Genomic DNA, 21,753 nt, shown 5'->3' with positions numbered 1-21,753 from the left:
ATGACCTCTGTCTCCGCCACCGCCTTCGAAACCTCTGCGCCAACCCAATCGCGGGTATTCGTGATTGGTCTGCTGGTGTCAACGCTGGCCCTGGCGGCCACGTGGTGGTCGTTCCCCTCGGTGTGGCTGGACAATCGCACCCACGGATTTCTGGCAGCGGCGCTGTCCGGATACATGCTCTGGACCCAGCGGCGCGCATTGTTGTTGCAAGGTGAACCCCAGTGGGCGGCATTGCCTCTGGTGCTCGGTGGCTCATTTCTGTGGTTGGCCGGGCAGATCATGTCCGCGCAGGTCATCCATCAGTTTGCTGCCCCGGTGTTGCTCTGGTGCTGGCTGCTGGCCGTGAAAGGACCGCGGGCGGCGCGGGCGGCCGTGCCGGCGGCACTGGCCCTGTCGCTGGCGCTGCCGGTGTGGGAGGTCCTGACCTGGACCTTGCAGCTCCTGGCTTCGTCGATTGGTGGCATGGTGGTGCGACTGGCCGGTGTGAAGGCCACAATCACCAAGGAAATCATCACCACGCAGTACGGCACCTTCATTGTGGCCGATAGCTGCTCGGGGCTGGGCTTCTTTCTCACCGCACTCACGCTGGGACTCAGCTACGCCTTGCTCTTTACCACCCAGTGGACGCTGCGCTGGCGCATTGTGGCCACCGCGGCTGCGCTGGCGCTGGTGGCCAATTGGGTGCGTGTGGTGGGCCTGGTGCTGATTGGGCATCACACGCGCATGCAGTCACCGCTCATGCAGGATCACGAGCTCTTTGGCTGGGTGATTTTTGCTGTGGCCATGGGACTGTTCTTTGCGTTGGCGGCGCGCATGGAACGCTCGTACCGCGCAGCCAACCCGTCTGGCCCCGATCACGAGCAAGCGAGCGCGCATGCGCGGGCAACGGATCGAGTGACCATGCCGTCACGGCAGCCCATGCTGCCGCTGCTGCTGGCCACGGTAGCGGCGCTGGTAGGCCCGCTCTTGCTGTATGGCGTGCGGAGCAGCCCCAACGCACCGGATATTGCGCCGCGTGTCCTCGGCATTGCCCCACGCGCCGACTGGCAAACCGTTGCACAAGACAGCACGGCGCTTCCCGCCGATTCCGCCTGGGCCCCGCGCTTTCAGGGGCAGAGCGCGCATGCGGTGCAGTACTTCGCGCGCACGGGGAATGTGGCGCAGCAAGTCGTGCGGGTCGACCGACTGGTGTACAACCAGGAACGACAGGGCGCCGAGCTGGTGGGCGGTGGCAATCGGGTGGCGGCTGACTCCACGGTGCTTGAGCAGCGTCTTGTTGGCCCCTTGGACAATCAGGCCCGCACGGTGTCGCAGTGGGTGGTGCGTGAAGGGCAGCGCGCGCGCGTGGTGTGGTCGTGGTATCGTGTGGCCGGCATGGAGACCTCATCCAATGCCAAGGCCAAGCTCATGAGCCTGATCGCGTTTTTTGCGCGTGAGGAAGGCGGTGAAGCCGTAATGGTTTCCACGCCCTGCGACGGTGGCGCCTGCGCCGAGGCCAGCGCACGCCTGTATGAATTTGTCACCGGACGACCGCTGCCTTCGCCACAGGGTCAGGCACCAGACGCAGCGTCTCGGGTCAACTCGGCGTCGTAGGTGCAGAGTACCACGGGCGGACTCAGGCTGGAGCTGGCCACGTCGCCAACCGCGCTGGGCGCTCACACGGCGGCGTGGCAGCAATTGGCGGCCGAGTGTGAGGTGGGTGATTGGTTCTGCTCTCCGCTGTGGCTGATGCCCTGGTTTACGCATTTTGCCACCACCATTCCATGCCGCGTGCTGTTCGGGTACGAGGCCGAGCAATTGGTGGGAGTGCTGCCACTCGTCGGGCCCGTACCGGCTGGCTTCGGGCGCGGGTCGCTGTGCAGCCCGGTGAATGTGCAGGTGCGTCGCGTGGGCCTCATGATGCGGCGACGGGACTCGGATTTCGCCAGTCTGGCGCTGCACGAAGCCCTGCGCCTTGCCCCCAATGGCTGCGTCACACTGGGTCGTGTACCGCTGCATTCGGATGTGGACGCGGTGCTGGATGCCTGTGTCGGCGCTCTGGGTCTTGAGCACTATACCACGCCGGAAACCAGCAGCGCCGTGAGCGACCTGCGCGAAGGCTGGCCCGCCTATCTGGCCACGCGCGACGGCAAGCTGCTGCGCAACTTGCGCGCGCGCGAGCGCAAACTGCTGGCCGATGGACAGTGGCAGTTTGTTGACGTCGCCGCAGCAGAGGAGCTCGATGGCTTCTGGATGGCCGTGCTGGACATTGAGGGGGCAAGCTGGAAGCAGGACGCGCACTCCGCACTCACACACGAACCCATCGTGGCAGATTTCTACCATGATGTGCTGACGCGGGCCGCGCAGCAGGGGGCGCTGCGCTGCCATCTGCTCCGGCACGAGGGGCAAGCGGTGGCCTATGCGGCGGGTGTGGAGATACGCGGCGTGTACTACCTGCTCAAGAACTCCTACAGGGCATCACACAAGACCTGGGCACCCGGCATGCAAGTGGTGTGGTACGCCATGCAACAGAGCGCACAGCGAGGCGCGCGGGTGTTCGACTTTCTGGGTGATGTGGCGCCGTGGAAGCGTGACCTGGCCACTGACGTGCCGGCCTACAGCAGCCGCACCCTGTTTTCCCGTGGCAACCTGGGCGGGCGGCTTCGTGCGTGGATGGAGATGCAAGTCAAACCGGCGGTCCGAGAGAGCCGCTGGTGGCAGCGCTACAGGGCCCGCGAAACCGCAAACGCCCGGTTGAACGAAACATGACCACACGACGCATTCTGCAGGTCATCGAAACCGGTGGTCCGGGTGGGGCAGAAACCGTCTTTGCCCGCCTTTCGAGTGGCCTTGTCGAGCAGGGGCATGCCGTGCACGGCGTCATTCGCGACGGCAGTTGGCTGCCGGGTGAACTCAAGAAGCGCGGACTGCCGTTCTCTTTCTTTCCGCAGGGCGGCTCCTTCAATGTGGCAGCGGTGAAGGAGCTGCGTGCGCTCATTCGTACGCACGCTATCGATGTGGTGCACGCGCACCTCTTTGATGGCGCCGTGTACGCCTCCATGGCGGCCCGCAGTCTCGGCGTGCCCTGCGTGGTAACGCTGCATGGCCAGGTGGACGTGGCTCGGCGCAACTGGCGCATGGCACTCAAGCACCGCGTGTTTACTGCCTGTGTGGACCGGGTGGCGCTGGTATCCGATGCGCTGCGCCGAGACCTGAGTGGGGAGTTGGGGGTAAGCGCTGCTCGGCAGGTGGTCGTACACAATGGTGTGCCGGTGCCTCCGGCATTGACGCAGGGCTCAGCAAACGAGGACGTGAAGCGGGTGCTGGCCATCGGCAACATCCGCGCACCCAAGAATTATCCGCTGCTGCTGGAGACGCTGGCCGGCCTTCGCGAGCAGTTGCCTCGCGTGGAACTGCACATTGCCGGTGAGCCCGACCGCGGCGGACTGCAGCAGCACCTCGAGCAGCAGGTTCGCCAATTGAGGCTCGAGGATGTGGTGACCTTTCACGGTTTTGTGGCCGACCCCAGCGCCCTGCTCAACATGGCCGATGTGTTTGTGCTGGCATCGAGCAAGGAGGGCTTTTCGCTGGCCACCATTGAGGCCATGCTGCACGGCGTCCCGGTGGTGTGCACACGCAGCGGTGGTCCCGAGGAAATTGTGCGCGATGGGGATACCGGTGTGCTGGTGTCCGTGAATGACGCCTCGGCCCTGCGTGACGCGCTGCTGCAAGTGCTGCGAGACCCTGAGGGCGGTCGCGCCATGGCAGAGCGCGGGCGGGCCGATGCCGCCGCACGATTCAGCCTGGCGCACATGGTGGCGCGCTATGAAGCCTTGTACGAAGAGGTCATTGGGCCGCGCTGATGTGCTGCTGAGACGGCGTTGCTGTGTCAGCGCAGCCGCAGGAGTGCCTGCACAATGCGCCTGCGCAGCGCCTGCGTGGTGCGTGCATGCGTGGGCAGGGTAAACAGTGATTGGGCGAGCTGCATGGCTCCGGGCATGGGCACGCGCGCGTTCACGATGCGCGCCGCAATTTCCGGATAGGCGTGCAGGGTGCGTGGATACGACCGCACCACACCCAGTCCATCCAGTTCTGCCGCTTCTGGTGGAAGGTGCACTGGAAAACGCAGGGCGCCCTGATGCGCTTCGTCGGCGCAGGGTGCCACGAGCAGTTCCGGGCGCGCACTCAGTTGTTCGCGATACCAGGCGTTGGCGGCGCGCCGGATGGCGAGTTGCGCAGGTTCCTGCAACAGCGCTGCGCGCAGCAGCGCATACATGCTGGCGGCCGGCGCGCCGATGTGGGTGAGCTCGTGGTAAGTAGTTGCGCCCACCCCAAGCGCCGGGACTCGGCGTACACTGCCATAGAGCAGCGGATGCGACAACCACTCCGTGAGGGCCGCTTTGGCAACGTGACTCAGTGCCTGAGCGGTGGTGGGAGTGTTGTCGGCGCCGGTGAGCCAAGCAGAGTCAACGTGTGCGGTGCGAGGGCAGAGCAGCAAGCCACCGCCACCTGCGTTGAGCCCCTTGCCACGTCCAAAGCTCAGGATGCTCCACGCCGCCTGTGCTCCTGCGCGCACGCCATGCAGACTTCCGCCGGCATGCTGCGCCGCATCTTCGATGAGCACGGTGCCAAACTCGCGGGCCAGCGTGGCCAGCGGCCCGAGGTCCAGTACGCGGCCGAACAGGTGGGTGACCACCAGGTGGGTGCAGCCCTCGTCCAGCGCCGCCCGGAGCGACTCAGGATCGGGGGCCAGCGTTTGGGGGTCGAGGTCGTACAGCAGCACTTGGGCGCCGACGTGGTGTGCGGCGCTGCCCAGGTCGGGACAGGCATAGGCAGGAAGCGCCACGCGCAGCGCAGCGGGCGTGACTGGGCCTTGGCCGGAGGCCCTGAGGGCCAGCGCCAGTGCGGCGGTGCCACTTTGCGTCCACACGGATTGACGGCCGGGGTAGTGGCCGAGGAGCAGTTGCTCAACCCGTGCCCGTGCCGAGCCGCTGGAGACGCCGGTTTGGGTCGGCTCTTCCAGTCCAGCGATGGCCGCCACCAGGGCGTCGCCCAGGCTGCCGGGGGAAAGCGGTGAATAGACTGGGGGGTAGCTGAGCACAGGGGCAGTTTAGCGCAGTGGCCAAGGATTATGCGCGGCGGGTTCGGGAGTTGAGGTGCGCAGCGCAGCACCCTCTTACTGCTGAGCTGTGACAATCTGCCTCAGCCGCTGCTGCCGGTCCGCACCATGAGGCATGAATGCAACAACACGAACCGTTCCACATACGGGATTGCCGTTAGTAGGGTTGCTGCAGCGATTCCGCTGCCCCCCCGCAAGGTGTTGTAATTTATTGACTTGTGATGTGCGAAGGGATAAGATGCTCGTTCGGCATGAAGCACGAATCACGATACGGCGTCGGCATGGAGCTTGCTCTTGTATCGTGTGAGGCGGAGAGCGACCCAATGCCAGGAAACGGGCTTCCGCTGCGACGTCACCTTTTTCCCAGATCAGGGGCAAGCATATGAAGCGTTTCTTTGGAGCACTCGCGGCTGCGGCGGTTATGGCCGCTCCGATCACAGTTCAAGCACAGGCGCCAGTAGACCCGACCGTTTCGGTGGTGATCACCGACAACATTTTCCCTACGGGTGGAACTGGCTATGCCCAGAACGGTGGCGGTTACTCGGCCAACTTTACAGTGAATTTCCCGGCACCAGTCGGAGACCGTACCTTCACTGACTACCTGATCTGGTGTATCGACGCTGGTCGTGGTGTGACACTGAATCAGCCGACGAACTTTGCGCTGTACACACTTGCTGACTTTGCGGCAACGAATTTGGGTTCAGCTAACGGACACAATCCCGATCTCGCAGACATGACGCGTTTGGCGTCTCTTCAGGCGGCTTTGGCCGCAGGCTGGAACAACCCAGGGATTAATCAGGCTGACTATCAGGGCAGCATCTGGTCCGAGTTCGATGGCTACGCGAACTATGGTAACGATGCAAATCTCGGTTCGATCATCGCTGGCGATCCCTACTTTAACGTCAGCGAGTACTATGTGCTGTGGAACGGCACCAACCAGACCTTCCTGACTAAGATCTCTGAGCCTTCTTCGGCACTCCTCGCTTTCGCCGGAATGGGTGCGTTCCTTGTTGCGGTGCGTCGGCGTCGAGCCAGCTGAACGCTTTGCGATTGGAAACTGAAGCGGGCCCGGAATTGCATCGATTCCGGGCCCGCTTCAATTCTCTATCCGTCGACGGACTATACGTTGAGCACGGTCAAGAATTCTCCATCCAAGCCGCGGCTCGAGTAGCAAATCACTACCGACACGCGCAACATTTCCCCCAAATTGCATCTTGAAGCGGCTGATACCGGCAACGGCACTTCCTTGCAGATCACCATCGAGCACCACACCGCCGAAGTCAAAATGCGTCGCTCCTAATTCTCGGGCCCAGCCAAACATGTCGAGCATTATGGCGGGCATCATGGGAATCTGTCCGCTTTCGTCCACCAAGCGTGTTGACGCAGCCAACAGGTCGAAGGCATAACATCCTGCACGGCCGCACCAGCGAAATGCCATGAGACTTTCCGGATTGTCATCCCCCTTGTGAAAGAGCCCTAACAGATGGTACCGGTCGGGCCGCTGCGCCGCGCTACGGATGACCGCTACCATGTCCGGTGTGTCTACACGGGCACCTGTTCGACTCATTGTCTCCGCATACAACGCGGCAAGGCGATCGAAATAGCGCTGGTCCGTGATAGGGCGAATCGCATGACCAGCCCGTTCAAGCTTTCGTGTGTTCTTGAACACACTGCGATGAAACTGTATCAATGCCTGGTCAGCAGTCTCCGGTAAGGGCACCACCAGAGTGTGCTCGTATTCAAGTGGCGGAACGACAGAGTATCCCTGCTTCTTCGCCTCTCTCTCGAACTCCGCCAGCATGTCCGGATTGCCAAGCAGGCAGAGTTCAATTCTGACTCGCGCCACTCGCCACCATCTCGCTGCCAATTCCCGAAGAGCAAGCATGGTGGCCTGTACTGCCCACTCGGGTATGCCTACACCAAGCTTGGGTACCTGCAGGTACCACGCGCCCGGAAGCGAACGCAAGCGGTGCAGGCGCACACCGACATGGGCCACCTCTTGCTGCCCAATGGAGTCAAGGCGAAGGAGGATTCCTTGTTGCGCTGCTCCAGCCAGAGGCCAATCTTCCCGCTGTTGAAGCGGGAAATGTGCCGATACCTGCTGCCATTCCTTGAGCCACACAGCGTGCGCCACACTGTCATTTCTTGCGGGCTGGGGAAGAACGTGCACCCGACACGTGCCTAAGTTCAACTGCATGGCCTTCAGGCGATCAGTAGTTGTCGCAACGCCATGGCCGGTCTGCCATCAAAAGCAAATCGCGGGATCCGCCATGGCAACTCGCCAAGCTCCGCCCCCTTCTCTGCTGAGGGACCTATCAGACCAGGCATGGCGCTCACTGCATGTGTGACCCCGCCAGCGCGTAGTATCTCAACCTCACGGCTGCCAAAGTCACTGGCCAAGCCATAGGGATAGCAGAAGACTGACGATGGATTGCGGAGTTCAGTCTTGAGCCGCTGCACAGAGCCAAGAATCTCCTGCTCGGCACTGGTGCTCGACACCTGACTCAGAACGGGATGCGAAAGACTGTGTGCACCGAACCTCACGCCTCGAGTTTCGCACTCGCGGATGGCATCCCAGGTCATGACCCGGTACTCCTCGGGCACGTCCGATGGAATTGCGACATTCGCGCGGGCCTCGAGCTCAGCCAGAAAGTCGGCTCTGAACGCCTCGGTTCGCCCCTTGAGCATGCTCACCGCAGGCCGCTGCCATGAGTATTCATTTGTGCTACGACGAACTTCGAAGCGCTCACCCTGAACATTCAGCGCAAGTTGGTCCGCAGGCAGCCTACGAAGCATGAAGTCCAATCGATCCCACCAGAACCAGGTTTTGCCGTCGATCACATCTGGAACGATGAAACAAGTTACTGGACAGTCAAAGGCCTCAAAAGTGGGAAGGCCAGCATCCATAAAATCGCGGTAACCATCGTCCACCGTGAAACACACTGCCGGTCCTCCGGCGGCTCCCGAGCGATCACCATGTAAGTATTCGGCAATCGCCTCATCAAGCGAAAGCAGACGGACGCCACTTGCCCGCAACAGCGCAAGAACAGACCGGAGATCAGTGGGGCTGTGCCCCTTTGTATGCTGCGGGCAGGTCGCAAAACGGTGCAACATGAGTACGGCCAGGCGATCCGACATGGCGCCTACTGCGAGCCGAGCGGCCCAGGGGCGCGATAGCAGACTTAGGACGGCGCCGGCCAGAGCGGACTTGACACGCACTAGACCGCTACTAGGCAGTACGAAACATCGACTGTTGGGCGAGCCTGCATTGGCTCACTCCTCGCGGCCGTAGTACCACTGCATGAACTGAAAAACCGCGAAGAAGAGCGACGAGGCGATGAAGAAGAGCTGAATGACGAGCCCCCAGTTCACCTTGCGCTTCATCGGGATGCGAAACTCGTCACCACTCTGCACATCCAATTGCTCGAGCGTACGCCCCGACTCAAGAAGCTCCCGCGACTTCTTTCCGGTTACCAGTGTCGTGGTACCGCGCCGCAGCTCGAATCTGCCCAGGTTGGCCTCTGGAGCGGGGCCACCGGCCAACATGAGGATGTCGCTCACGGGCCTGTCCGGCGACGCATAGTAGAAACCAGGTGCGCGCACTGCACCCAACACGGCAATGCGCGTTAGCACATTGCTGCGTATCGACGCATTGCGAATGAAGCGAGCAACGTGCTGGTTGAGTTTCTCGTCCAGTTCGGAACGCAGCACGCCCTGCAGGCGCAGGTCGGGCAGGTTAAGAATGGATACAACCAGACTGTCGCGTACGGACGCCGTATCCACACGCACGGAATCGAAACGCACGGTCATCACGAAGCGGTCGCCCACCTTGAAGTCGCCGTTTTCAAGACGAGCGCGAATGGCCGTCTGCTCTGCTTGCAACTTGCTGCGTTGATCGGCCTTGGTCGCCGATGCAAGGAGGCCTTCCAACTGTTGTAAACGCGCGGCCAGTTCAGTTCGCGCTGCGCGCTGTGCGCCAGCCGCCGGAGCTGACTGCGCGATGATGGTCGTGGGAAGGAGGCACAGGAAGAGCGCAAAGCGAATGGCGCGCATGGCGATCAGGTTGAACGTTTGTCGTGCTGCACAGTGCTTCGCCATCACGCCTGCCCACCCTTGCCGCCGGCGGTGAGTTTGCCACCGCTTTGCGACTTCTCGGGGAGGCGCGCTGGCAACTCTTCGTCCTTGGCCGCGTACTCCTGATAATAGGAGTAGTACTCGTAGGCCCCCGTAAGCTGAATTCCGTTGAGCACCGCGCCCATGATGCGAACCGGCAGCGTACGCACCGTGGCCAGCTTGGCTTCGGCCATCTTGCGGTCGGTGATGCCCGCTCGCATGACGAGTGCCATGTTGCCGGTGGCTGTTGAAAGGGCAAACGCGTCAAAGCCTGCGCCCAACGGTGGCGAGTCCACGATGACCACGTCGTACTCAGCCGTCATCTGATTGATGAGCTGCGTGAGGCGCGGTGTGGCGAGCAGTTCCGGACCCCTTCGCTTTCTGGCTCCGCCAGGCAGCAGCGTGAGATTCTCGTGCGCGGGTACGGGCTGCAGTACCTCGGCAATGAGGGCGGTGCCTTCCAGATACTCCACGAGGCCCGGCTTGGCGTTCACACCGAAGGTGTTACCCAGCGCGCCGCGGCGAATGTCGCCATCAATGAGCAGCGTGCGCGCGCCCGACTCAGCAAACGACAGCGCCAGGTTACTGGAAATGAGGGACTTGCCATCGTTGGGGCCGGGTGAGGTTACCGTGATGGCCAAGGGACGCGAAGGGTCGGCCGCATAGCGCACATTCATGCGAATGGTGCGGAAAGCCTCCACTACCTGCGCCGCCGTATCGCTGGTGCGCCGCTTGCCCTTCTTGGTGTCGATGACCGGCACCACACCCAAGATGTAGAGCCCCAGGTCCTTGGTGGCCTGCTCCGGATAACGAAAGCGCTTGTCCACCATGTCCAGCAGAATGGCCAAGCCGAGGCCCAAACCCACAAAGGCTGCGAACACACCGGCAATAATGACAGGTGCAGTGTTCTGGGTGGGGAAAAGAGGCGGAACAGCAGGGTCCTGCACACTGACATCCGGCACAGTGGCCGCTTCGGCGAGACGGGCCTTGGCTGCTTCGAGGTTGAGCGTACGGTAGAGCTCCGCCTCAACCTCAACCTGGCGCTTGAGGCGCTGCTCTTCGATGGTGCGAACCGGGATGCTGCGCAAATCCTTGCTGCCCTGCTCAACTGATGCGTTGAGCGTTTGCTCACGAAGACGCAATTCGCGCACATATGCCTGCAAGGCATTGGGCACGCTGGTGGCGCGCAACTGGCGCAGCGCTTCGGCCTCTTCGCGAACGCGCGGGTAGTCGTCCGTATAGGTTTCGCGCAAGCGACGGAGTTGCGCATCCCGCTCAGCCTGCTCCGCCAACAGCCGGCGCAAATCCTCTGCAGCAGGATCACCATTCACCAATGGCACCGATAACACGGCCTCGCGCGTGATGGACGTGCCGTTGGAAGCACTGGCCAGCAGTCGCTCAAGGGTTTCGCGATCGCGGCGATAGTTGTCAGCCAGAATGCGATCGCGGAAATAACTGTCGAACACCGGGCTGTTGGTCATCTCGATGCCCGGCGCGATGGTCTGCCGCTCATTGGGCTCGGTGACAGTACGCACACGAAACTGTTCGAGCGCTGACTCCGCACGCGACAGGTTGCCCGCAGCATATTCCAACTGGCCCTGCAGAATGGCCGCCACCGTAGACACATTGCGCTTTTTCTGCGATGTGGCCACCGCGACAAACTGATCCACCCAGGCGTTGAGCGTAGTAGCGGTACGGCGAGCGTCCTTTCCAGTGAGCGTCAGGAACAGGAAGGGGCTGTTGGGCTGCAACTTGATGCCCAGCTTCTCAATGAGCCCCTTTGATGCCTCACGCGGCGTCTGCACGTTGAACTCAATGTCGCTGCGCGTGCCAAACTGGTTGCGCTGCGGCGCCCACAGAAAACCGACCGGACGACCAATAGAGTCGCCCACCACCCCCGAGTCCACCGCCACACCATCGGTGGCCTCTACCGCGGTGCGCAGGCTGAGTGACCAACGACCGCCCTTGAGTGCGAGCTTGTAGCTTCCGGGGCGCAGGCGACCCTGATCAACTCGGAACTGCCCAAACAAAGTGCTGTCCCCACGCTCCGCCGGTGTCACGAACAAGCCGAGTTCCGTGACGATGGGATCGACGATGGCGTAAGAGCGTAGCAGGTCCTGCCAACCGCTGCCCTGCAGGAACTCAGCACCTTGAATGGGACCGGAGTTGCCTCGCCCCTCCTGCACACCTGTGCCCTGTTCGAGCAGAATGGTGGCCTGCACTTCGTATTCCGGATCGATGAAGCGACTGGCTCCAATACCCGCGAACAACCCCACGGCGCCCAACACCAGAATGAGCCACTTGAACCGCCGGATGGCCGCGAGATACCGCGACAGACTCGGCCCACCACCTTCCTCAGGCTCAGGCTGCTGCCCACCACCCCAATCCGCCGGCGGGCCCTCCTGATAGAGGTCCACCGCCGTCTCTCGCGGCGTCGCGGGCTGGATGTTGGAACCGGTCATTCGAAATGAGGGCTGAGGTCGGATTCGTGCCGGGAGTATGACGGTCCAACACGGCCCCGGGCAACACGTCATTATCGCTCCAGCACACGCGATGCACAATCGCAACAGGGTGGTGACTTTTGCGCCACTGTTGCAGTCATGGGACAGAATTGTTGGTCCGGTTCCACGCTTTGCCCTTGACGGCAGCCTGAACCTAGCGTAATTCCGCTGTCTCAGGCTGCATGTTCGCAGCAGGGCCGCCACAGATTGCGGCCTGGTTGTTTGATGTTTGCCTCACCGTTGAACCAGTACCGCAGTCTGTCGCACCACCGCAGCACCCAGGCTGCGCCCCGGTTGCACCCAGGTTGTCCACTCCGCTCATGACCGAACCCTTCCTCGCCGACGCCGGCTCGCCACCCATCCCCGACAAGGGGACGGGCCTGCGCATCCTCGTAGTGGACGACGATCGCACCCTGCGGGAAGGCTGCGCCTCGGTCCTCCAGATGGATGGCCACCAGGTCAGCTCCACCGGCCGCGGCGAAGAGGCCCTCGACCTCGTCAAGCGCAAGCGCTTTGACCTCGTGCTCGTGGACCTCTACATGACGCCCATCTCCGGCATGGAGGTGCTCAAGGCGGCCGTGGAGGCCCACAAGGGCGTGATTGTGGTGGTCATGACCGGCAATCCCACCGTGGCCAGCAGCATCGAGGCCCTGCGCGCCGGCGCCTGGGACTACCTGCCCAAGCCCTTCAGTGCCAGCCACCTGCAGGTGCTGGTCGGCCGCGCCGCCCACGCCTCGGCCGCCTCGCGCGAGCCGCGCGAAGCCATCAAGCCGGGCTCCCTGCTCACCCCCAGCAACAGCGGCGACACTTTCAGCCTGCTGGGGGTGTCCGCCGCCTTCCGCAAGGCCGTGGACCTGGCCCAGAAAGTGGCCGGCACTGATGCCAGCGTGATGATCAGTGGCGAAAGCGGGACGGGCAAGGAAATGATCGCCCAGTTCATCCACAAACACAGCCGGCGCGCCCAGCGCAAGCTGGTGCCCGTGAACTGCGCGGCCCTGCCCGACAACCTGCTCGAGTCGGAAATGTTCGGCTATCGCAAGGGCGCCTTCACCGGCGCCGATCGCGACAAGGCCGGCCTGCTGGAAGTGGCCAACGGCGGCACGCTGTTTCTCGACGAGCTCACCGAAATGCAGCAGCCGCTGCAGGCCAAGCTGCTGCGCGTGCTGCAGGACGGCGTGGTACGCCGACTGGGCAGCGAAACGCAGGATGCCGTGGTGGACGTGCGCTTCATTTCCGCCACCAACCGCGACCCGCAGGAGGCCGTGCAGCAGGGCATTCTGCGCGAGGACCTGTTCTACCGCCTGCGCGTGGTGCCCATCAAGCTGCCGCCTCTTCGCAAGCGCGTGGAAGACATTCCGCTGCTGGCCGAGTTCTTCCTCAAGCGCTCCTGGGAGCGCCACCGCGCCAGCGGTGCACCGGCGCCGGGCTTTGACGCCGATACCATGGCCTATCTGCAGACGCGGCCCTGGCGGGGCAATGTGCGCGAGTTGCAGAACGTCATTGAACATGTGGCCGTGGTGGCCGACGCAGGACGGCCCATCACGCCCGATGACATTCCGGTGTACGACGACGGCCCGCTGGAGGGCGGACAGGCGGAAACAGGTCTGCCGGCCAACATCATGAACGATGCCTTCCACGTGGCCAAGGACAACCTCATCGCGCATTTCGAGAAGGAATATCTCTCGCGGCTGACCAGTCGAGCGGGTGGGAACATGTCCAAGGCAGCGCGTCTGGCCGGCATCGACCGGACCACGCTCTACCGCCTCATGGAGAAGCACGGCTTCCGGCGGGACGCGCTGTCCGGCGTGGTGGATTAGTCCCCGGAACGGACCAGGACTGGCGGGCGCATAGCCCCGTGCAGGCATTTACCTTACAGGAACGAGCCGGCGTGGCCGGCACCGCCCCGAGACACTCCCAGAACGTCGTATTCTCATGAGCCAGCCCAGTTCTGCCCCCGCCGCGGCCGCCGATACGCTCGAGCTCCGCGATAACCGCACCGGCTCCACCTACAGCGCCGCCGTGCGCACCGAAGGGCCGGAAGGCGACACCTACATGCGCGCCATGGACCTGCGCGCCGTCAAGCGTGAGCCCGACGAGTTCGGCCTGCTGAGCTACGATCCGGCGTTCATGAACACGGCCTCGTGCCGCAGCGCCATCACGTTCATCGATGGCGACAAGGGCATTCTGCGCTATCGCGGCTATCCCATCGAGCAGCTGGCGGAGAACGCCACCTTCCTCGAAGTGGCGTACCTGCTGCGCAATGGTGAACTGCCCGACCAGAAGCAGTACGACGCCTGGGTGCACGACATCACGTACCACACGTACGTGCATGAGAACATCCGCAAGTTCCTCGAAGGCTTCCGCTACGACGCGCATCCCATGAGCATGCTGTGCAGCGCCACGGCGGCCCTGTCCAGCTTCTATCCGGAGGCGCGTGACATTCACGACCCGCAGCAGCGCTACATCAGCACCATTCGCCTGCTCGCCAAGCTGCCCACCATTGCCGCGTTTGCCTATCGTCATGTGAAGGGCCTGCCCTTCATCTACCCGGACAACGACCTGAGCTACACGGAGAACTTCCTCTCCATGGTGGCGCGCATGTCGGAGCCCAAGTACGAGGCCAACCCGGTGTTCGTGAAGGCGCTGGAGGTGCTGTTCATTCTGCACGCCGATCACGAGCAGAACTGCAGCACCAACGCCGTGCGCGCCGTGGGCTCTTCGCACGTGGATCCCTTCTCGGCGGTGGCTGCCGGCATTGCCGCGCTGTTTGGCCCGTTGCATGGCGGCGCCAACGAAGCCGTACTGCGCATGATCACCGAGATTGGTGATGTGAAGAACGTGCCGGCCTTCATCGAAGGCGTGAAGAGCGGCAAGGGCGAGCGCCTGATGGGCTTTGGCCACCGTGTGTACAAGAGCTACGACCCCCGCGCGCGCATTGTGAAGAAGTTGGCCGACGAGGTGTTTGCGCAGGTGGGCATGGACAAGGACCTGGAGATTGCACTCGAGCTCGAGCGCATTGCCCTGTCCGACGACTACTTCATTGCCCGCAAGCTGTACCCCAACGTGGACTTCTATACGGGGCTCATCTATCGCTCCATGGCCTTCCCCACCGACTTCTTCACCGTGCTGTTTGCGGTGGCGCGTGTGTCGGGCTGGCTGGCGCAGTGGGAGGAGATGATTCTCGACAAGGAGCAGAAGATCGCCCGTCCTCGGCAGATCTACATTGGCCACGGCGAGCGCGAGTACGTGAACCCGCTGTCGGACAAGTTCCCGAGAGCGCGCAAGGACAGCATCCGCAAGTGAGAAGGGATTGAGGCTGCGCTAGTGCAGAACGCGCCGTGAACACCGACCCTACGCTGCGTCCGCCCGGTTTCGGGCGGGCGCTGCCGGTGTTCACGGTGGACGTGGAAGACTGGTTCCAGGTGAATGCCTTCGAACCGCATGTAGCGCGCTCGCAGTGGGAGCAATTGGAGTCGCGGGTGGAGCGCAACACCGACCGCCTGCTGCAGCTCTGTGCCGACACGGGCGCCCGCGGCACCTTCTTTACGTTGGGATGGGTGGCCGAGCGATTCCCGGCGTTGATTCGGCGCATTGCACAGCAGGGGCATGAGGTGGCCAGTCATGGTTACTGGCACCAGCGCATTCCCACCGTCAGTGAGTCGGAGTTTCGCGAGGATGTACGACGGGCCCGGGCCGTGCTGGAAGACGCATCGGGCACGGCGGTGCGCGGCTACAGGGCACCCAGCTTTTCGCTGACCGACGAAGTGCCCTGGGCAGCCCGGGTCCTGGTGGAGGAGGGCTACACCTACGACTCCAGCCGTTTTCCCATTGCGCGCCGAGGCTATGGGTCTGCCGTGGCCGATGTGGCGCCGCACGTGCTGAGTACACCGGCTGGCCCGCTGCATGAGTATCCGCCGGCGGTGTGGCCCATTGCGGGCTTCAAGGTGCCGGTGGCGGGTGGTGGCTGGTTCCGGCAGTTCCCCGCGTGGGTCACGCAAACCGGCCTCGCGCAGGTGTTACGCCACGGGCGCCCTGCGGTCTTTTACTTGCATCCCTGGGAGGTGGACCCGGGCCAGCCTCGGCTGGCCGTGGGCGCGCTCACGCGCGTGCGTCACTACCGGGGGCTCGATCAGTGTGCGACGCAGCTGGAGGTACTGCTGCGGCGCTTTGACTTCGTTTCCTTTCGCGAGCTCTTTGCCGCTTCATGAGCGCACTCCCGTTGATCATATCGCAAGCCACAGACGCGGACGCGATGGCGTGGAACGCCTTCGTGGACGCCCATGTGCATGGCAGCACGTTTCACCGCTGGGAGTGGCGGGGCGTGTACCGCGATGTGTACGGGCATGATTGCCCGTACCTGATTGCCAGGCGTGGCGGCGAGCTGGCCGGCGTGTTGCCGCTGGTGCGGGTCAAGTCCCTGGTGTTTGGGCATTATCTCGTGTCGCTGCCCTATGTGAGCTACGGCGGGCCTCTGTCTGACGCCGAGGGAGAGCGTGCACTTACGGCGGCGGCGGCCGACCTGGCGCAAGGCGCCAAGCTGGTGGAGCTGCGCACGCGGCAACCGGTGGCCACCGACAGCCTGGTGCCGGTGAACCGCAAGATTACGGTGCTGCTGGACCTCGTGCCCGGCGACTATGAGGCCACCTTCAAGCGTTTTGACAGCAAGCTGCGCAGCCAGGTGCGGCGCGGCGAGAAGGAAGGCCTGGTGGTGAAGTTCGGGCGCGAGCATGCGGCGGCATACCACAAGGTGTTCACGGAGCACATGCGCGATCTCGGGTCGCCGGCACATGGGCTGCGCTTCTTTGAGCGCCTGGCTGATGCGCTGGGTGAGCGGGCCTGGATTGGCGTGGCCTACATGGGCGACACGCCGGTGGCCGGGGGCTTCGGTATTGAGAACGGTCGTGAAGTGGAGATTTCGTGGGCGTCGGCACTGCGGCGCTATCAGAAGATCTCGCCAAACATGACCTTGTACGGTGCCTTCATTCGACGCGCGTGCGAGCAGGGCTTTGATGTGTTCAACTTTGGCCGATGCACGGCGGGGTCTGGGACGCACAAGTTTAAGCTTCAATGGGGCGGCCGCGATGAATCCTTGCCTTGGGTACACTCAGCGGATTCAACCAGCAGCTCCCTCCCAGTACCTACCGAAAAAGGATTCGGGCTAGCCATCGAGGTTTGGAAGCGTGTACCACTACAAGTTACGGGGCCGCTTGGGGCTCTATTGATCCGGGGGCTTCCTTGATTCGGGAGTTTGCGAAACGTGTAGCATGTAAATTCCTTTGCCAACTCCCGATGCGAGTCCCAAACTCCGGGAGTTTCATTCTAGCGTATCACGGCGTGCAGGAAGGTAGGGAATCTGAGGGCGAGCGCGGCTTACACATTTCACACGAATCGCTACACAATCAGCTCAGCACGGTCGGTCGGCATTTCGATGTAGTTTCACTTGAAGAAGTGTTGCGGGTGAGCGACACGCGTTCTGCGCGAGTGGCCATCACGTTCGACGACGCATATCTCGGTGCGCTAACTCTCGGCGCATCAGTATGCGAGACACTCGGATACCCCTTCACCGTTTTTGTCGCTCCCGGGCTTCTTGGGACGATTCCAGTGTGGGACGAGCGCTCATCAAAGGGCCAATGGACTATCTCTCATCGCCAGACTTTCCTTTGGGATCAGAAGGGGCGTGCCCGACATCGCTTGGCAACGTCTAGTAGCTTGTGCCTACCACAGATAGGCACTGAGTCTGACCTGCTTGCATTGCGAGGATCCAAGTATGCCACATTCGGAAATCATACGTACTCGCACCCGAATCTACGCAGTCTTTCCGACGACGAGGTTTCGCTTGAGATTTCAAAGGGAAGGGCGTGGCTGGAGACCCGCTTCCCCACTCAGTTTCTGAATGTGGTCGCTTATCCGTATGGACTGGCCCCACGAAACGCAGAACGATTGATGGCTGAACCGCATGCTGCTGCTGGGCTCCTCGTTCATGGGGGATGGTTTCGACGCGGCAACGTTCCGACCTTTGCCGTCCCTCGCTGGAATGTGCCATCCGCTGTGGGGCGCGACCGTTTTCTAGCTAAGCTACGGGGTTGGTTGTGACCGAGCGTTCAAACAGAGAAGATTCGGGTCCACGAATCAAGCAGATGCTTGCTCTTCTGTCTTCCAGACAAAAGAGACTCTTTGTGGCCATCCAGCTCTTCTTCGTCCTAGTGGCGATGTTGCAAGTCTTGGGCGCAGGATCTGTCGCGCCTTTCCTCGCACTTCTGTCTAATCCGACAGTTCTCCAGGAGAACGAACTCGCAATTACGATTGTGAAGTGGCTGGGCATTGAAACAGACCTTCAAGCGGTTCTTGTATTCGCGATCGCTATGATGGTGCTGGTTGCGTTCTCCAATATGATGGCTGCCGCTGCCGTTTGGGTTACGTATAAGTTCTCTCTTTCTGTTGGCCATTCCATCCAGAAAGATCTGCTGACCTATTATCTGTACCGGCCTTATGTAGAGATTGCTTCGACTAATTCATCCGACCTAATTAGCAGGGTGTCTGTAGGTGCACCGCGCTTCGCGTTTAACGTCCTTCAACCTGCCCTCATCATCACAAGCCAAGGCGCAATCGCCTTGGTGATTTTTGTTGGGCTTTCCTTGTACAAGCCTCTAATTGTACTGTTTCTCGGAGGGTTGATTGGCGGGGGCTACGCTATTCTATTTCTTGTTGTGCGGACGAAGCTAGTCACACATGGGGAGAACGTATGGCGACTCGGCCAAAGAAAGCTTCGATTGCTTACAGAGGGCCTCGGCGGCCTCAAAGAGATACGAGTCGCCGGGCGAGAAGAGTACTATCGTGTTGCCTACTTGGCGTCATCCTCAGCCGCGAACGCATCGGAATCGGTAATTGGCGTTCTCGGAGATGTGCCACGCTTTCTGCTTGAAACCATTGCATTCTCGTCTATGCTACTTCTTGCTACAGTTCTGCTGTATCAGGGTGAGAGCCGAGCCAACGTTGTCGCATTGCTAAGTCTCTTCGCAGTAACAGGCTACCGTCTGCTTCCGGCTGGACAAGCAATATTTAAGGCGATCTCGCAGATCCGTTCTAACCTGCCCGTAATTGATGAGATCTCTGCTGACGCACTTTCCGGCCGCGCTCTTACACCGCACGACGGAGCTGTGCGCTATCGTGATGCGGGGCTCATCTCCATAGGCGCGACAGAGTGCATTACCGTCGATAGCGTCTCGTTTAAGTACCCTGGCACCAGTACCGCCGTCCTTGAAAGAGTGAGCGCCCACATACCAGGAAATGCGCTAACGGCGATAGTTGGAGTCTCTGGGTCAGGCAAGAGCACCCTCTCTGATATCCTTTTGGGCCTGTTGCCCCCAGAGTCTGGTGAAGTGCGAATCGCCGACAAGAGTCTGGCTGAAGTTGGTTCGGCTTGGCTCGCTTCGATTGGATACGTTCCTCAAGGAATTTTTATCGTCGATGGTACGATCCTGGACAACATCGTATTTGGGGCAGAGGGTCCGGTTGATCACGTACGGCTCCAGAAGGCGTTAGTAGCAGCACAACTCCTAGAATTCGTCAGAAGTACCGCCGAAGGAGTTGAGTTTCGCGTAGGAGAACGCGGGTCCCGGCTCAGTGGTGGCCAGCGCCAGCGCCTTGGCATAGCTAGAGCGCTTTATCGCGAGGCGAAGGTCTTGGTGTTAGACGAACCCACATCAGCTTTGGATAATCAAACGGAATCAGAGATCATTGGAACGCTCGTAGATTTGAAGCGCAACCACACGATCATTATGATTACGCACCGACTATCAACAATTGTCGCCTCAGATCACCTCATAGTCATGGAGAAGGGACGAGTTGTAGCCGAAGGGCATCATCGCGAACTCTCACAATCAAGCGAAGGCTACCGGGCACTTTTGGAGCGTGACGCTGCTCACGCCTCTTCGACCTGAGCGATGAGCCCCTCCAAGCTAAAGCCCAACGGTCTCCTGCTTTTTCACTGCGAGAGCAATACGGGTTACGCAATTCGCAATCTGGAGCTCGCATTTGCGCGTGCCATGAGGCTGCATCTTGGCGCCGGTGGTAGAATCTTTCTGGGCTATCGTTCTCTTTCTGGCGGTAGATCTTGGCTTCTAGACGAGCACGCCGAAGAGGTGTTCGAGGTTGCCTACCGACAGAGCTCTAGCGCTCAGCTTGCTGATTTCTCTCGATGGCTTTGCGAGAGAAATATCGGATCTTGCCTTGCTTTCGATCTGCCAGTTTCGGCAAGCATCAACTCAGCACTTCGGGGTGGTTGCATACAGAATGTCGTTTCATACTGGGGGGCGTCGATAAGCTCGATATATCCGTGGCTGCTTCGACCCGCAAGGAGGCTTCAGTTCTTAATGTCGAAGCACCGACCTGACGTTTTTGTCTTTGAATCCGAAGGCATGAGAGAGCGAGGTGTTCTCGGAAGTGCAATTCCACCTAAGCGCACTGTAGTGTGTCCAATTGGCGTCGATACCGAGAGGTATTGTCCCTCAGCCGAAACTTCCGAGTACGCGTACAATTTGTTTGGCATACCTCGTGATCGTAGTATCGTGTTCTTCTCTGGGCATATGGAGGAACGCAAAGGTGTCCATGTCCTAATTGATGCGTTCCAGACTATTGTCAGGCGTGGGATCACAGATGCTCACCTCCTCCTTGTTGGAAACACGGAGAGCGATAAATCGCGGCTGGATGGTAGGATAATTGACCCACGGCTGAGAGACTACATTACGTTTGGAGGATACCGATCTGACATATCTGAGATCCACAAGAGCGTCTCCATAGGGGTAGTTGCTTCAACTGGATGGGACTCGTTTACCGTCTCTTCGGTGGAGTTAGCATCGTCTGGCATTCCACTGATCGTTTCGGACTTGCCAGGACTCAGAGAAGCAGTAGATCCTGAAGTCACTGGTCGGCTCGTCCGCCCAGGTGACACTGTCGGGTTAGCGGACGCAATCACCGAACTCCTACATGATCCTCAACTGCGGCGGAGATTTGGGGCAGCAGCGCGAGATCGGACACTGCGGCGATTTACCGAGACTTCGCAAGTGGACGGCCTTGTGTCTGCTCTATCTCTGGCGGAGTCGCTAGGTGGAAGAGGCCGCTAAGTCGCTATGATTCTTTCTATCGTCATCTGTACCTGGAATCGTGTGGCACTTCTGGAACAGACGCTCCGTTCCCTCAAGGCCAGTACTTTTCGTGCTGGTGACAGCGTTGAAGTACTCGTCATTAACAACGCCAGCACAGACTCGACACCGGAGTTTCTAAGAGATAACGCGAGCGCTCTTGGCTTCCGTTGGCTCACTGAGGACCGCCCGGGACTTTCTAACGCTCGGAATCGTGGTGCCGTCGAAGCGAGTGGCGAATGGGTTCTTTACCTCGACGACGACGTATTGGTCGAACCACACTTCGTCGAGGGCTATATCGCGGTTCTATCAGATCCCGGACCGTCAGTTTATTTTGGTGGCCCAGTAATCCCAAGATTCTTGGGTCCAGAACGAACTTGGACCTCACACGTCTTCGAGGTGTTGCCTTGGCTGTATTCCGGTTTGGACCTGGGAGAACCAAGGCGATTCTTTTCAGGCAACCAGCACCCGTTTGGCGCCAATATGTGCATACGTGCTGATCTGGTACAGCAGTTCCCGTTTGACGAAATGTACGGATATCGAGAGGGCGCTTTGACTCCAGGAGAAGAGTCTTCACTTTTCTCGCAATTGACAGCCCAGACCTTTCGTGGTGAGTGGCTCCCAAGTCTTGGTGTTGTGCACGTTCTTCCTGCGGCTAGAAACTCTCTGAGGTTCCTAGTTCGCAGGTCTTTCGCTCAGGGTGTCTACGAGGGAATGGCGGCATTCGAGGCTAGTCGGTCAAGACTTTGGGCCGTAAGGGCGTTAGCACTACAGTTCGTTAGGATTCCGCTTGCGCCCCTCATAGGTACCCATCCTATAGTGGAGTTGCTAAAGGCTTCCGTTTTCGCCGGCGTTCTCCTTTCACGTCGATGAACCTTTAGCAGGGTGCTGAAAAACCGGT

General features: G+C 61.0%; 17 protein-coding genes. 12 read left to right on the top strand and 5 right to left on the bottom strand.

Translation table 11 applies throughout. The features are described from left to right. The 3 genes from B2747_RS01760 to B2747_RS01750 are packed head-to-tail and all read left to right on the top strand — an operon-like array spanning position 1 to position 3,842. Positions 1 to 1,593: an exosortase C-terminal domain/associated protein EpsI gene (locus B2747_RS01760; RefSeq protein WP_291156058.1), complete on the top strand. Its 1,593-nt coding sequence runs from the start codon at positions 1 to 3 to the stop codon at positions 1,591 to 1,593. After that, positions 1,594 to 2,748, top strand: a complete 1,155-nt coding sequence (locus tag B2747_RS01755; RefSeq protein WP_291156055.1) for a GNAT family N-acetyltransferase — start codon at positions 1,594 to 1,596, stop codon at positions 2,746 to 2,748. Then, positions 2,745 to 3,842: a glycosyltransferase family 4 protein gene (locus B2747_RS01750; protein ID WP_291156052.1), complete on the top strand. Its 1,098-nt coding sequence runs from the start codon at positions 2,745 to 2,747 to the stop codon at positions 3,840 to 3,842. Before B2747_RS01755 ends, B2747_RS01750 begins: the two co-directional genes overlap by 4 nt. Positions 3,843 to 3,868: 26 nt before the next feature. On the opposite strand, the gene B2747_RS01745 is transcribed toward B2747_RS01750, so the two are convergent. Further along, positions 3,869 to 5,080, bottom strand: coding sequence for a DegT/DnrJ/EryC1/StrS family aminotransferase (locus B2747_RS01745; RefSeq protein WP_291156049.1), 1,212 nt, complete (start codon positions 5,078 to 5,080; stop codon positions 3,869 to 3,871). A 400-nt stretch (positions 5,081 to 5,480) separates the two neighbouring features. Here B2747_RS01745 and B2747_RS01740 point away from each other — a divergent pair, with 400 nt between their 5' ends. After that, positions 5,481 to 6,137, top strand: a complete 657-nt coding sequence (locus B2747_RS01740; protein ID WP_291156046.1) for a hypothetical protein — start codon at positions 5,481 to 5,483, stop codon at positions 6,135 to 6,137. 57 nt (positions 6,138 to 6,194) lie between these two features. Here the strand turns inward: B2747_RS01740 and B2747_RS01735 are convergent, their stop codons facing one another. The 4 genes from B2747_RS01735 to B2747_RS01720 form a co-directional block, all read right to left on the bottom strand. Further along, positions 6,195 to 7,220, bottom strand: a complete 1,026-nt coding sequence (locus tag B2747_RS01735) for a GNAT family N-acetyltransferase (protein ID WP_291156043.1) — start codon at positions 7,218 to 7,220, stop codon at positions 6,195 to 6,197. Between the two features lie 80 nt (positions 7,221 to 7,300). Beyond that, positions 7,301 to 8,236, bottom strand: coding sequence for a polysaccharide deacetylase family protein (locus B2747_RS01730; RefSeq protein ID WP_291156040.1), 936 nt, complete (start codon positions 8,234 to 8,236; stop codon positions 7,301 to 7,303). A gap of 135 nt (positions 8,237 to 8,371) precedes the next feature. Further along, the gene (locus B2747_RS01725; RefSeq protein WP_291156037.1) at positions 8,372 to 9,196 is read right to left on the bottom strand and encodes a polysaccharide biosynthesis/export family protein; all 825 of its coding nucleotides are present in this window, start codon (positions 9,194 to 9,196) and stop codon (positions 8,372 to 8,374) included. Then, on the bottom strand, positions 9,196 to 11,673 hold the full coding sequence (locus B2747_RS01720; protein ID WP_291156034.1) for a polysaccharide biosynthesis tyrosine autokinase: 2,478 nt from the start codon (positions 11,671 to 11,673) through the stop codon (positions 9,196 to 9,198). Before B2747_RS01720 ends, B2747_RS01725 begins: the two co-directional genes overlap by 1 nt. A 359-nt stretch (positions 11,674 to 12,032) precedes the next feature. Between B2747_RS01720 and B2747_RS01715 the strand changes: the two genes are divergently transcribed. The 8 genes from B2747_RS01715 (at position 12,033) to B2747_RS20195 (ending at position 21,725) form a co-directional block, all read left to right on the top strand. Beyond that, the gene (locus tag B2747_RS01715) at positions 12,033 to 13,529 is read left to right on the top strand and encodes a sigma-54-dependent transcriptional regulator (RefSeq protein WP_291156031.1); all 1,497 of its coding nucleotides are present in this window, start codon (positions 12,033 to 12,035) and stop codon (positions 13,527 to 13,529) included. Positions 13,530 to 13,644: 115 nt separating this feature from the next. Next, positions 13,645 to 15,015, top strand: a complete 1,371-nt coding sequence (locus B2747_RS01710; protein WP_291156028.1) for a citrate synthase — start codon at positions 13,645 to 13,647, stop codon at positions 15,013 to 15,015. Positions 15,016 to 15,050: 35 nt separating this feature from the next. Further along, the gene (locus B2747_RS01705; RefSeq protein ID WP_291156025.1) at positions 15,051 to 15,920 is read left to right on the top strand and encodes an XrtA system polysaccharide deacetylase; all 870 of its coding nucleotides are present in this window, start codon (positions 15,051 to 15,053) and stop codon (positions 15,918 to 15,920) included. After that, positions 15,917 to 16,951 (top strand): GNAT family N-acetyltransferase, encoded by a 1,035-nt coding sequence (locus B2747_RS01700; protein WP_291156022.1) that lies wholly within the window; start codon positions 15,917 to 15,919, stop codon positions 16,949 to 16,951. The genes B2747_RS01705 and B2747_RS01700 overlap by 4 nt, the downstream gene beginning before the upstream one ends. Before the next feature lie 50 nt (positions 16,952 to 17,001). Beyond that, positions 17,002 to 17,805 carry a polysaccharide deacetylase family protein gene (locus tag B2747_RS20205; protein WP_414652164.1) on the top strand — a complete coding sequence of 268 codons (804 nt, stop codon included), beginning with the start codon at positions 17,002 to 17,004 and terminating at the stop codon, positions 17,803 to 17,805. A 44-nt stretch (positions 17,806 to 17,849) separates the two neighbouring features. Then, positions 17,850 to 19,652: an ABC transporter ATP-binding protein gene (locus B2747_RS01695; protein WP_291156019.1), complete on the top strand. Its 1,803-nt coding sequence runs from the start codon at positions 17,850 to 17,852 to the stop codon at positions 19,650 to 19,652. Positions 19,653 to 19,655: 3 nt separating this feature from the next. Next, a complete protein-coding gene (locus tag B2747_RS20200; protein ID WP_414652162.1) occupies positions 19,656 to 20,834 on the top strand; it encodes a glycosyltransferase family 4 protein in 1,179 nt (392 codons plus the stop codon). A gap of 6 nt (positions 20,835 to 20,840) precedes the next feature. Continuing rightward, entirely contained in the window at positions 20,841 to 21,725 is an 885-nt protein-coding gene (locus B2747_RS20195; RefSeq protein ID WP_414652161.1) for a glycosyltransferase family 2 protein, read from the top strand. The last annotated feature ends 28 nt before the right edge of the window (positions 21,726 to 21,753 follow it).

It is taken from the genome of Gemmatimonas sp. UBA7669, assembly GCF_002483225.1.
GTDB lineage: Bacteria > Gemmatimonadota > Gemmatimonadetes > Gemmatimonadales > Gemmatimonadaceae > Gemmatimonas.
Note: the sequence above shows the minus strand (reverse complement) of the source record. Positions and strands in the feature narration are given on the sequence as shown.